The sequence below is a fragment of the Rhizobium sp. AN80A genome (genome assembly GCF_030053015.1).
Taxonomy (GTDB): domain Bacteria; phylum Pseudomonadota; class Alphaproteobacteria; order Rhizobiales; family Rhizobiaceae; genus Rhizobium; species Rhizobium metallidurans.
Window position 1 is genome coordinate 3408082 of the sequence record NZ_JASJPX010000003.1, and the last position, 12459, is coordinate 3420540.

The window sequence follows — 12459 nt, forward strand, 5'->3', positions numbered from 1 at the left end:
CTCCCTTACGATGCGAACCGAAGCGCCGATTTCGCGCGCGCCCTGGCGGCGACCTCCTCGCGGTCGCGGGGCGGCTGCGAGGTCTCCAGCGTGTCGAGCAACTCGCGGGCGCAGGCCGCGATCGACGCGACGGCGGCCTCGAAGGCTTGCTCGTTGCGCTTCGACGGCTTGTTTGTGCCGCTCAGCTTGCGCACGAACTGCAGCGCCGCATCATGGATTTCCGCATCCGTTGCCGGCGGGTCGAAATTGAACAGGGGTTTGATATTCCGGCACATGCCTTGCCTCCCTTTCTCGCCATTGCCGCACGGTGGCGGCGCGTGACTTCATGGGAAAGCTAGGCGAGGGGGCGGCGATTGCAATCTGCGACATCGCCAGTCCTGGCGATCCACGACGTCCGGCGGGCATCGCCAGGGCGTTCTTCGCCTTATTTTCTGCCGCATCCCAAGCAATCTTGCGCCGTGTCAAAACAAAAGCGTGTCGGCGTCGCAAAAGAAACGTTGTGCCGCTTTTGGATTTGCGATTTGTATGGCCAGCGACAGGGGATTTTCCCCGCAAGGAGATCAAGGCGGATGCGCAGATATTCGGTTTTTGCCGTGGCACGTGAGGCTCTCAGGGGGCACAAGGGCTGGGACAAGCAGTGGACTTCGCCGGAACCGCGCGCCGAATACGACGTCATCATCATCGGTGGCGGCGGGCACGGCCTGGGCGCGGCTTACTATCTGGCCAAGGAGCACGGCATCACCAATGTCGCGGTGCTCGAAAAGGGCTGGCTCGGCGGCGGCAATACCGGCCGCAACACGACCATCATCCGCTCGAACTATCTCTATGAAGAGAGCATGCACATCTACGAGCATTCGATGAAGCTCTGGGAGAACCTCTCGCAGGATCTCAACTACAATGTCATGTATTCGCCGCGCGGCGCGATGATGCTGTCGCACAATGTGCACGACCAGCAGTCCTTCAAGCGCCATATCCATGCCAACCGCCTCTACGGCATCGACAATGAATGGCTGACGCCGGAGCAGGCCAAGGCTTATTGTCCGCCGCTCGATATTTCCGCCAGTGCCCGCTATCCGATCAATGGTGCGGCTCTGCAGCGTCGCGGCGGCACGGCGCGACACGATGCGGTTGCCTGGGGCTATGCGCGCGCGGCGTCCGACCGCGGCGTCCACATCATCCAGAACTGCGAAGTGACCGGCATCCGCCGCGGCCCCGACGGGCGCGTCACCGGTGTCGAGACATCGCGCGGTTTCATCGGCGCCAAGAAGGTGGGCGTTTCGGCCGCCGGCCACACGACCACGATCATGAAGATGGCCGATGTGCGCGTGCCGCTGCAATCGAGCCCGCTGCAGGCGCTGGTATCGGAACCTCTGAAGCCGATCTTCCCCTGCGTGGTCATGTCCAACACGGTGCATGCCTATATCTCGCAGTCCGACAAGGGCGAGCTCGTCATCGGCGCCGGCACCGACCAGTACAATTCCTACAGCCAGACCGGCGGCCTGCAGATCATCACGCATACGCTCGATGCCATCTGCGAGCTCTTCCCGATGTTCCGCCGCGTCAAGATGATGCGCCAGTGGGGCGGTATCGTCGACAACACGCCGGATCGTTCGGCCATCCAGTCGAAGACGCCGGTTCCGGGGCTCTACGTCAACTGCGGCTGGGGCACCGGCGGCTTCAAGGCGACGCCGGGCTCGGCCAATCTCTTCGCGCACCTCATCGCCCGCGACGAGGCGCACAAGTTCAATGCCGGCCTGACGCTGGACCGCTTCCGCACCGGCCGTCTGATCGACGAAGCCGCCGCCGCAGCCGTCGCGCACTGACACGAGGACATCATGCTTCTTATCTATTGCCCATACTGTCAGGAAGAGCGCTCCGAGCTCGAATTCCGCGGCGCCGGCGATGCGCATATCGCCCGCCCGACCAATATCGCCGAAATCTCCGACGAACAGTTCGAGGAGTATTTCTTCCTGCGCGACAACCCGAAGGGACTGATCTTCGAACGCTGGCGCCACCAGCATGGATGCGGCCGTTTCTTCAACGCGGCGCGCGACACGATCAGCGACAAGTTCATCATGACGTACAAGGCCGGCGAGCCGAAGCCCGATATCGGTGCCGCCGCCGCGCCCCATGCTCCCGTCGAGACCTATGAGCAGCTCGAAGGAGAAGCGAAATGAGTGCTGCGAACCGCATATCAGGCAAGGGCCGCCTGACGCCCGCCAAGACCGCGCGCTTCACCTTCGACGGCAAGACCTATACCGCGCTCGAGGGTGACACGGTCGCCTCGGCGCTGATCGCCAACAACATCCATCTGGTCGGCCGCTCGTTCAAGTATCACCGCCCGCGCGGCATTTTGTCGGCCGGCGCCGAGGAGCCGAACGCGCTGATCGACGTGTCGCGCGATGCCGCCCGCAAGCAGCCGAACGTGCGCGCCACGGTGCAGGAAGTGTTCGACGGCATGATCGTCGAATCGCAGAACCGCTTCCCGTCGCTCGCCTTCGATATCGGCGGCATCAACAACATGCTCTCGCCGTTCTTCGCGGCCGGCTTCTACTACAAGACCTTCATGTGGCCGAAGGCTGCCTGGAAGAGCCTCTACGAGCCGATCATCCGCCGCGCGGCCGGCCTCGGTGTCGCGCCGAAGGAAGCCGATCCGGATCACTATGCCGGCCGTTACGCGCATTGCGACGTGCTCGTCGTCGGTGCCGGCGTGGCTGGTCTTTCGGCGGCTCTCGCCGCGGCGCAGACCGGCGCCAAGGTCATCCTCTGCGACGAGCAGGCCGAGGTCGGCGGCGCGCTGCGCTATGACAGTGGCGTCAAGATCGACGGCCTTTCCGGTTACGAGTGGGCGCAGAAGACGGTTGCGGCTCTGAAGGCAATGGACAATGTGCAGGTCCTGACCCGCACCACCGCTTTCGGTTACTACAACCACAATTTCGTCGGCCTCGCCGAGCGCGTCACCGACCATATCGCCAACCCCAGCCGCCATCTGCCGCGCGAGCGTCTGTGGCAGCTGCGCGCCAAGCGCGTGATCCTCGCCAATGGCGCCATCGAACGCCACATGGTGTTCCCGAACAACGACCGTCCCGGCATCATGCTGGCATCGGCCGCGCGCATGTATCTCAACCAGTATGGCGTTGCCGTCGGCCAGAAGGTCGGCGTCTATACGGCGCACGACTCGGCTTATGAAGCAGCCTTCGACCTGAAGCGCGCCGGCGTCGAGATCGCGGCGATCGTGGATAGCAGGCAGACGCCGGGCGCCGATGTTCTGGCCGAGGCCCGTTCGCTGGGTATCGACGTTCTCACCGGCCAGTCGGTCGTCAACACCTCGGGCAAGCTGCGCATCGCATCGATGACCGTTGCCCGCAACGGCGGCGGCTCGCCGCGCAAGATCGCGGTCGACGCGCTGCTGGTCTCGGCCGGATGGACGCCTTCGGTCCACCTGTTCTCGCAGTCGCGTGGCAAGGTGAAGTTCGAGCCCGAGACGCAGCGCTTCCTGCCCGGTACCTATGCCCAGGATTGCCTCTCCGTCGGCGCCTGCAACGGCACCGACGACCTGCAGCGCACGATCGAGGAATCGCTGGCAGCGGGCGAGCTGATGGCGCAGGCCGCCGGCAAGGCGCCCACCGGCAAGATCAGCATTTCGTCCGAGCAGGCGCATCAGTGGACCGGCGGGATGATCGGTGCGGCCGAAGGGGCAGGTCCGGAGACCAGCGCCAAGGCGTTCATCGATTTCCAGCACGACGTCTGCGCCAAGGATATCCGCCTTGCCGTGCGCGAGGGGATGCACTCGATCGAGCATATCAAGCGCTTCACGACGAACGGCATGGCGTCGGACCAGGGCAAGCTCTCCAACATGCACGGCCTGGCGATCGCCGCCGAGATGCTGGGCAAGGAGATCCCGCAGGTCGGCCTCACCACCTTCCGCGCGCCCTATACGCCGGTGACCTACGGCACGCTGATCGCGCATTCGCGTGGCGAGCTGTTCGACCCGACGCGCAAGACGCCGCTGCATCAGTGGGAAGAAGCCCAGGGCGCGGTGTTCGAGGATGTCGGCAACTGGAAGCGTGCGTGGTTTTATCCGCGCGCCGGCGAAACCATGCACCAGGCGGTCTCGCGCGAATGCAAGACGGCGCGCGATGTGGCCGGCGTGTTCGATGCCTCGACGCTCGGCAAGATCGAGGTCGTCGGCCCCGATGCCGCCGAGTTCATGAACCTGATGTACACCAACGCCTGGGACACGCTGAAGCCCGGCAAGTGCCGCTACGGCATCATGACCCGCGACGACGGCTTCGTCTATGACGACGGTGTCGTCGGGCGTCTGGCCGCCGATCGCTTCCACGTGACGACGACGACGGGCGGCGCGCCGCGCGTGTTGAACCACATGGAAGACTATCTGCAGACCGAATTCCCGCATCTGAAGGTGTGGCTGACGTCGGTGACCGAGCAGTGGGCGGTCATCGCCGTGCAGGGGCCGAAGGCGCGCGAGATCATCGCACCGCTGGTCGACGGCGTCGATATTTCCAACGAGGCCTTCCCGCATATGAGCGTTGCCGAGTGCACGGTCATGGGCGTTCCGGCGCGCCTCTTCCGCGTGTCGTTCACCGGTGAAACCGGCTTCGAAATCAACGTGCCGGCCGATTACGGCCAGTCGGTTCTCGAAGCCGTCTGGGCCAATGCCGAGCCGCTCGGCGCCTGCGTCTACGGCACCGAGACGATGCACGTCCTGCGCGCCGAGAAGGGCTACATCATCGTCGGCCAGGACACGGATGGCACCGTGACGCCCGATGATGCCGGCCTCAACTGGGCTGTATCGAAGAAGAAGACCGACTTCGTCGGCATTCGCGGCCTGAAGCGCCTGGATCTCGTCAAGGAAGGCCGCAAGCAGTTGGTCGGCCTCGTCACCAAGGATCCGACGCTGGTGCTCGAGGAAGGTGCGCAGATCGTCGCCAACCCGAACGAGCCGAAGCCGATGACGATGCTTGGCCACGTCACCTCGTCCTACTGGTCGGAAAACCTCGGAAAGTCGATCGCGTTCGCGCTCGTCGCCGGTGGTCGCAGCCGCATGGGCGAGACGCTCTACGTGCCGATGCCGGACAAGACGATCGCTGTCGAGGTGACGGACATGGTGTTCTTTGACAAGGAAGGAGGCCGCATCAATGGCTGATACGGCAGTTCGCACATCCGTTCTCGCAAACAAGCAGGGCGGCTCGGCCAGCGTCAGGCTGACGGCGGCGCCCAACGCGACGCGCGTGGCGCTGCGCGCGCCGGCGGAATCGCTTTCGGCTATCTCGTCAGCGCTCGGGGTGACCGTTCCGGACGCGCCGAAGACCTCCGGCCGCAAGGGCGGCCGCGCCGCGCTCTGGCTCGGGCCCGACGAATGGCTGGTCATCGACGAAAGCGGCGCCGACCTGATGGCGGCGCTGAAGGACGTGGGCGTCGCGCATTCCGCGACCGACGTCTCGCACCGCAACGTCGCGGTCATCGTCTCCGGTCCCGGCGCCGGGACCACGATCTCCACGGGCTGCCCGCAGGACCTGTCGCTCGAAGCCTTCCCCGTCGGCGCCTGCTCGCGCACGCTGTTCGGCAAGGCCGAGATCGTGCTCTTCCGCACCGAGGAGGATACGTTCCGGGTGGAATGCTGGCGGTCCTTCGCGGATTTCGTCTTCGGCCTGCTCGCCGAGGGCGCGGAGGATGCGGGGCACTAACGCCCTCGTGTTGTGATCATGAGATCGGGGACGGTGCCAGAGCGCCGTCCCCGATGCTTTTTCCCCTTGCGCGACGTCTTCCTCGGGTTTTTCCCGAGGGCCAAAGCACGTCTCTGGGGGGCGACGGTCGTAGCGCAAGGCTCCGTGGGCTGCGGTGTCAGTCCTGCGTCGCGTCACGGCAATTCACGTCCAGTGCTGATTGACCCAAGGCAGATGCTCGGCACAAGGCCGAGCATGACGTCGCGTGTGTGGTTGCGGGAGGCCGTTTACTCGCCTGGCTGATTGCGATGCTTGCGCCATTCGCGCTCATGCAGCAGGAAAGCAATATAGGCGAGGGCCGCGATGATCGCGGGCAGGCCGAATGAGATGAAAAATAGTGAACCAAAGCTCATGGGATCAGTCTCCTGAGCGTCAATCTCGCTATGTAATGTAATAGCACCGCCACGGAAAGCCAAGCGCAGAGGTAGCCTGCAAGCCAGAAGCGCGACAGCTGAGCGAAATTGCCGATGCCGTAAAGCGCGCCGGCGATCGGCGTGACGATGCCGACGGTGAAGCAGGCCGTCGAGGCGCGGTCCAGGGCGTTGGCGAAAAGCTTTGTCTGCTCATTATATGCCAAACTCATCAGCGTCCTCCGCGCCCTTCATGGACTGGCCTAAACGTCCTCCGGCCGATCCTTCGGGTCGAACTGGATGATGGTCGTCCAGCGTGCGGTGAGTGCCGGCTTGCGTTCGTTTTCGATCTCGATGGTGACCTCGTAGGTGGTCATCAGCATGCCGGCGCCGCGGAAGCGGGCTTCGGCGAGGACGAAGCGGCCGCGGATGCGGGCGCCCGACTTGACCGGGGCGGCGAAGCGGACGGCGTCGAAGCCGTAATTGATGCCCATGGTCTGCTCGCGCACCTTGGGCAGGCAGTTGTAGTTCATCGTCGACAGCAGCGAGAGCGTCAGGAAACCATGAGCGATCGTGCCGCCGAAGGGGCTCTCGGCGGCGCGCACCGGATCGGTGTGGATGAACTGATGGTCGTGGGTGGCGTCGGCAAAGGCGTCGATCATCGTCTGGTCGACGACGATCCAGTCCGAAAGGCCGGTTTCCGTGCCGACCAGCCCGCGAACGTCCGCAAGCGAAATTTCCTTGACCATCAATTCCTCTTGAAAAAGCTGTTTCTAAAAGGCTTACAGTGCGTTCGTGACGATTACGACAAGGATTCTAATACAACTCACGGGCGCGTCAATTTTCAAGCAGGAAAGTGACGGACCGCCCCGGTATGCGCACTTGTTTCTCCGGTTTCAGGTTTTCATCGCCGCCGATCCGGCACCAGGCCGCGTCGGCCGGGAGCGAGAACAGATGTTCGGATTGCGCGCGGTTGAAGAGCACGGCCAGCCTGAGCCGCCTGCCGGTGCCGGCATCGTCGGTTCGGAGGATCATGCCGAGCGTGGCGAAATCGGGCGTCTCCCAATCCGACACGGCCATCGGCTGGCCTGAAGGCTTAATCCAGCTGACGTCGCCGTCGCCCTTGAAGAAGGAGAATTGCGAGAAGACGCCGAAGCGCTTGCGCAAGCCGGAGACGAAGGCGGTATGGGCGATCAGCTCTTCGTCGAGTGCCGCCCAGTCGACCCAGGTGATCTCGTTGTCCTGGCAATAGGCGTTGTTGTTGCCGCGCTGGCTGCGGCCGCCTTCGTCGCCCGCCGTCAGCATGACGGTGCCGCGCGTCGCGAAGAGGGTGGAAATCAGCGCCTTCAGGTCGGCGCGGCGGCGGGCGACGATCGAGGGATCGTCGGTCTCGCCTTCAACGCCGTTGTTCCAGGAATGGTTCTCGTTGTGGCCGTCGCGGTTGTCCTCGCCGTTCGCCTCGTTGTGCTTGCCGTTGTAGGAGACGAGGTCCTTCAGGGTGAAGCCGTCATGGGCGGCGAGGAAATTGACGCTGCGGGTGGCGGTGGCGCCGCCGCGGGCGAAGATGTCGGAGGAGCCCGCGAGAGCAGACGCCAGCGCGCCGGTCTTGTCGTGGTCGCCGCGCCAGTAGCATCTGACGTCGTCGCGCACACGGTCGTTCCATTCGAGGAAGGGAGCGGGGAAGTTGCCGAGCTGATAGCCGCCGGGGCCGATGTCCCAGGGTTCCGCGATCATGACGCGGTCGGCGAGCACCTCGTCCTCCAGCATCGCCTTCAGTGTCTCGCCGCCTGCCTCGAAGCCGGTGGCGGTGCGGCCGATGATCGGCGCAAGGTCGAAGCGGAAGCCGTCGATGCCGGCCTTGAGCACGAAATGGCGGAGCGTGTCGACGATCAGCTGCCTGACATAGGGATGGTCGCAGGCGACCGTGTTGCCGGTGCCGGTGTCGTTGACCAGCGTGCCGGGCTGGCCGGGGACGTGGCGCAGAGCCACGCGGTTGTCGAGGCCGCGCATGGAGAGTGTCGGGCCGAAGCGGTCGCTTTCGCCGGTATGGTTGAAGACGAGGTCGAGGATGACGCCGATGCCTTCCTCGTGGAGCCTGGCGACGGTATCGCGCAGCTCGGCCACGCCGCCCGGGGCAAGGCGCGGATCGAGCGCCATGAAGGCGACGGGATTGTAGCCCCAGCCGTTGGTGAGGCCGAGCGGCGGAAGGTGGCGTTCGTCGATCCAGGCGGTGATGGGCATCAGCTCGATGGCGTCGACGCCGATGCGCTTGAGGTGGGCGATGACCGAGGGATGGGCAAGCGCCGCGATGGTGCCGCGCTGTGCTTCCGGCACATCGGGGTGCAGCATGGTGAAGGGGCGGACCGCCACTTCGTAGATGAAGCCGCCGGCGCGGAATACGGGGGGCGCTTGCGTTATGTCGATGTCGCGGGTGACGATCGCGCGCGGGACGAGGTGCTGCGTGTCGGCGCCGAATTTCGACAGCAGCGGATCGTAGCGGAAAGGGCGGTCGAGCTCGGTCGCGTAGGGATCGACCAGGAGTTTCGAGGGATCGAACCAGAGGCCGTCGTCGGGGGCATAGGCGCCTTCGGCGCGGTAGCCGTAGCGGGCGCCCGGCGCGATGCCTTCGACGAAGAGATGGTGGAGGTCGTCTTCGCCTCGCGTCATCGGCAGGCGGTCGGTCTCGCGGCCGGTCTGGTCGAAGAGGCAGAGGTGGAGTTTCGTAGCCTCGCTCGAGCGGACGACGAAGGTGGCGCCGGTGGCGGTGAGGGTTACGCCGGAAGCGAACGGCATGGGGTGCTAGGTCCTTGTTCCGGGGGGATGTTTGATATGGTCGACGTGGTGCCGTGTGGCCCCCTCATCCGACCCTTCGGGCCACCTTCTCCCCTATGGGGCGAAGGGGAGGCTGAGCGAGCGGCCCGCCTCGAGTCTCTTCTCCCCAACGGGGGAGAAGGTGGCGGCAGCCGGATGAGGGGGCTGCACGGTAGGAGGCAAGAGGTGGAAGTTAGCTAGGGTTGCGCCGTGTTTTTTGGCAAATAGGGAGGTCGGCATGCGGTGTTACCCCCCTCTGCCCTGCCGGGCATCTCCCCCACAAGGGGGGAGATCGCAAGCGGCTAACGCTCGACCAGCCTGCAACTTGGGTTCGGCGGAAACGCTAAGTTCGAGCAAGGATACCGATCGGTGCTCCCAGCCGATCTCCCCCCTTGTGGGGGAGATGCCCGGCAGGGCAGAGGGGGGTAGAGGCATCCGCTGCTCCCGATCGGGCATGTAGAGACTATCTCAGGTGATCACCGAAGGGGCGTCGCGGCCGGTGCGGGACTTGATCTCGGCGATGGTCTCGGCGGCGGCGATGAGGTCGGCGAGCGCTTCCTGTGTCTCGATATTGTGACGGCTGGAATTGGCCTCGTATCGCTCGATGTAGACGCGCAGCGTGGCGCCCGAGGTGCCGGTGCCCGACAGGCGGAAGACCACGCGGGAGCCGCCCTCGAACATGATGCGGATGCCCTGGTGCTCGCTCACCGACTTGTCGACCGGGTCGTGATAGGCGAAATCGTCGGCCTTCTCGACCTTGAGCGGACCAAACGTCTTGCCCGGAAGGCTCGGAAGCTGGGCGCGCAGGTTGGCGACCAGGCCGTTGGCGGCTTCAGTGTCGACGCCTTCATAGTCGTGGCGCGAATAGTAGTTGCGGCCGTAGGTCTGCCAGTGCTGGGTGACGATGTCCTGAACGCTCTCGCCGCGAACGGCCAGGATGTTCAGCCACATCAGAACCGCCCAGAGACCATCCTTCTCGCGAACGTGGTTGGAGCCGGTGCCGGCGCTTTCCTCACCGCAGATGGTCGCCATGTTGGCGTCGAGCAGGTTGCCGAAGAACTTCCAGCCGGTCGGCGTCTCGTACATGCCGATGCCGCGCTTTTCGGCGACGCGGTCGGCGGCGCCCGAGGTCGGCATGGAACGGGCGATGCCGGCGAGGCCGCCGGAATAGCCGGGCGCCAGATTGGCGTTGGCGGCGATGATCGCGAGGCTGTCGGACGGGGTGACGAAGATGCCACGGCCGACAATGAGGTTGCGGTCGCCGTCACCATCGGAGGCCGCGCCGAAATCGGGCGCGTCGTCGCCCATCATCTCGTCGAAGAGTTCCTTGCAGTGAACCGGGTTCGGGTCCGGATGGTGGCCGCCGAAATCGGGCAGCGGCATGAAGTTGCGGACCGAGCCGGAGGGCGCGCCGAGACGGTTTTCGAAGATTTCCTTGGCGTAGGGGCCGGTGACTGCGCTCATCGCATCGAAGGCGATGCGGAAGCCGAGGCTGATCAGGTTGCGGATGGCGCCGAAGTCGAACAGCTCTTCCATCAGCGCCGTGTAGTCCTCGACGGAATCCAGAACCGAAAGCACCGTGCCGCCGGGCAGCTCGTCCTTGCCGATGCGGTCGAGATTCACGTCGGCGAAGTCGGCGATCTTGTAGGTGTCGATCACCTTGGTGCGCGCGAATATCGCGTCGGTGATCTTTTCCGGCGCCGGGCCGCCATTGCCGATGTTGTACTTGATGCCGAAGTCTTCGGTGGGGCCGCCGGGATTATGGCTGGCCGATAAAATGATGCCGCCGAAGGCCTTGTATTTGCGGATCACATGCGATGCGGCCGGCGTCGACAGGATGCCGCCCTTGCCGACGATGATCTTGCCGAAGCCATTGGCGGCGGCCATCTTGATCGCCTTCTGGATGACTTCCTTGTTGTAGTAGCGTCCGTCGCCGCCGATGACGAGGGTCTTGCCCTGGAAGCCTTCAAGCGAGATCGAAGATCGACTGGATGAAGTTCTCGGCGTAGTTCGGCTGCTGGAATACCGGGACCTTCTTGCGCAGGCCCGAGGTGCCGGGCTTCTGATCCTGATAGGGGGTGGTGGATACGGACTTGTTCATTTTCTGTCACTTGCCTTTCGGGGCGAGGCTTGAATAGAGGGCAGCATAGCGCTCGGCGCTTTTCTCCCACGAGACATCCGATTTCATGCCCTGCTTTTGCAATTGGGTCCAGACCTTTTGATCGGTATAGAGATGTAGCGCGCGGCGGATTGCCTGCAACAGACCGGAAGCGGTCACCGGAGAAAATTGTATCCCGGTTGCCACCTTGGCCGCAAGTGCGGCGTGATTGGCATCGATGACGGTGTCGGCTAGGCCGCCGGTGTGGGCGACGATGGGCACGCAACCATAGCGCAGGCCGTAGAGCTGCGTCAGGCCGCAGGGCTCGAAGCGGGAGGGAATGATGATGGCGTCGGAGCCGGCCTGCATCAGGTGCGACATCGGCTCGTTGTAGCCGATCGAGACGCCGATACGGCCGGGATGGCGGGCGGAGGCGGCGAGCAGCGAGCCCTCGAGCGCCGGATCGCCGGAACCCAGGATGGCAAGCTTGCCGCCCATGGCGACGATCTCGTCGGCGCAGGCGGCGATCAGGTCCATGCCCTTTTGCCAGGTGAGGCGGCTGATGATGCAGAAGATCGGCGCGTTGTCGTCGTGCAGGCCGAAGAATTCCTGGACGGCGGCGCGGTTGGCGGCGCGGTTCTTCAGCGTGGCGCCGGTGTAATGGGTCTGCAGCACGGCGTCGGTGGCGGGGTCCCAGACCTCGTGGTCGATGCCGTTGACGATGCCATGCAGCGCCTCGATGCGGCTGGCGATGACACCCTCGAGGCCCATGCCGAACTCCGAGGTCAGGATCTCGCCGGCATAGGACGGGCTGACGGTGGTGATCGCGTGCGCGGTCTTCAGGCCCCCCCTTGAGGAAGCCGATATTGCCGTAATATTCCAGCGCTTCCACCGAGAATGCCTGCGGGGGAAGGCGCAGGCCGGAAAAGATATCGGCGCTGAACTGGCCCTGGAAGGCGATGTTGTGGATGGTGAGGATGCTGGGGAGTTCGGGCGTCGGGTAAAAGCGCATGTAGACGGGCGTCATCGCCGCCTGCCAGTCATGCGCGTGCACGACGTCGGGGCGCCAGCCGGGCATCAGGCCGGCGGCGATTTCGGCACCGGCGAGCGACAGGGCGGCGAAGCGGCGCCAGTTGTCGTGGTAGTCCTTGCCTGTTGCGTCGAGATAGGGGCCGCCGGAGCGGTCGTAATAGGCGGGCGCGTCGAGGATGAGGATGTCGAGCCCCTCGTGATTGACCTCGAGCACGGTCGCGGGTTCGCCGAGCAGATCATCGAAGCGCATGCGGACGACGGGATCGCGAATGACCTTCATCACCGCGGGATAGCCGGGCATCAGCGTCTTGGTTTCGATGCCGAAGCGCTTCAGCGCGATCGGCAGGGCGCCGGCCACATCGGCCAGGCCCCCTGTCTTGATCAATGGGAAGACTTCGGACGAAACCGAAAGAACTTTCAT

At 64.6% G+C, this 12459-nt stretch carries 9 protein-coding genes and 2 pseudogenes; 4 read left to right on the top strand and 7 right to left on the bottom strand.

Features of this window, described 5'->3' with window-relative positions:
• Nucleotides 1–5: 5 nt before the first annotated feature.
• Nucleotides 6–275 carry a DUF2277 domain-containing protein gene (locus P3R82_RS28385; RefSeq protein ID WP_283196175.1) on the bottom strand — a complete coding sequence of 90 codons (270 nt, stop codon included), beginning with the start codon at nt 273–275 and terminating at the stop codon, nt 6–8.
• A gap of 294 nt (nt 276–569) precedes the next feature.
• Here P3R82_RS28385 and P3R82_RS28390 point away from each other — a divergent pair, with 294 nt between their 5' ends.
• From P3R82_RS28390 to P3R82_RS28405, 4 genes are read left to right on the top strand one after another with little or no spacing between them, the layout of a single operon-like run.
• Nucleotides 570–1823 carry a sarcosine oxidase subunit beta family protein gene (locus tag P3R82_RS28390; protein WP_283196176.1) on the top strand — a complete coding sequence of 418 codons (1254 nt, stop codon included), beginning with the start codon at nt 570–572 and terminating at the stop codon, nt 1821–1823.
• 12 nt (nt 1824–1835) lie between these two features.
• Nucleotides 1836–2177 (top strand): sarcosine oxidase subunit delta, encoded by a 342-nt coding sequence (locus tag P3R82_RS28395; protein WP_183901955.1) that lies wholly within the window; start codon nt 1836–1838, stop codon nt 2175–2177.
• Complete coding sequence (locus P3R82_RS28400; protein ID WP_283196177.1) at nt 2174–5167, top strand: sarcosine oxidase subunit alpha; 2994 nt, start codon at nt 2174–2176, stop codon at nt 5165–5167. The genes P3R82_RS28395 and P3R82_RS28400 overlap by 4 nt, the downstream gene beginning before the upstream one ends.
• Nucleotides 5160–5708, top strand: coding sequence for a sarcosine oxidase subunit gamma (locus P3R82_RS28405; RefSeq protein WP_283196178.1), 549 nt, complete (start codon nt 5160–5162; stop codon nt 5706–5708). Before P3R82_RS28400 ends, P3R82_RS28405 begins: the two co-directional genes overlap by 8 nt.
• A 266-nt stretch (nt 5709–5974) precedes the next feature.
• Here the strand turns inward: P3R82_RS28405 and P3R82_RS28410 are convergent, their stop codons facing one another.
• The 6 genes and pseudogenes from P3R82_RS28410 to glgA all read right to left on the bottom strand — a co-directional run bounded on the left by P3R82_RS28410 (nt 5975) and on the right by glgA (nt 12459).
• Entirely contained in the window at nt 5975–6100 is a 126-nt protein-coding gene (locus P3R82_RS28410) for a hypothetical protein (protein WP_283196179.1), read from the bottom strand.
• On the bottom strand, nt 6097–6330 hold the full coding sequence (locus tag P3R82_RS28415; protein ID WP_283196180.1) for a hypothetical protein: 234 nt from the start codon (nt 6328–6330) through the stop codon (nt 6097–6099). The genes P3R82_RS28410 and P3R82_RS28415 overlap by 4 nt, the downstream gene beginning before the upstream one ends.
• A 30-nt stretch (nt 6331–6360) precedes the next feature.
• Nucleotides 6361–6846 (bottom strand): MaoC family dehydratase, encoded by a 486-nt coding sequence (locus tag P3R82_RS28420; RefSeq protein WP_283196181.1) that lies wholly within the window; start codon nt 6844–6846, stop codon nt 6361–6363.
• An 88-nt stretch (nt 6847–6934) separates the two neighbouring features.
• Nucleotides 6935–8890, bottom strand: a complete 1956-nt coding sequence (gene glgX / locus P3R82_RS28425; protein ID WP_283196182.1) for a glycogen debranching protein GlgX — start codon at nt 8888–8890, stop codon at nt 6935–6937.
• A 486-nt stretch (nt 8891–9376) separates the two neighbouring features.
• Nucleotides 9377–11009 (bottom strand): annotated as a pseudogene (locus P3R82_RS28430) (alpha-D-glucose phosphate-specific phosphoglucomutase).
• 6 nt (nt 11010–11015) lie between these two features.
• Nucleotides 11016–12459: pseudogene (gene glgA / locus P3R82_RS28435) on the bottom strand (glycogen synthase GlgA).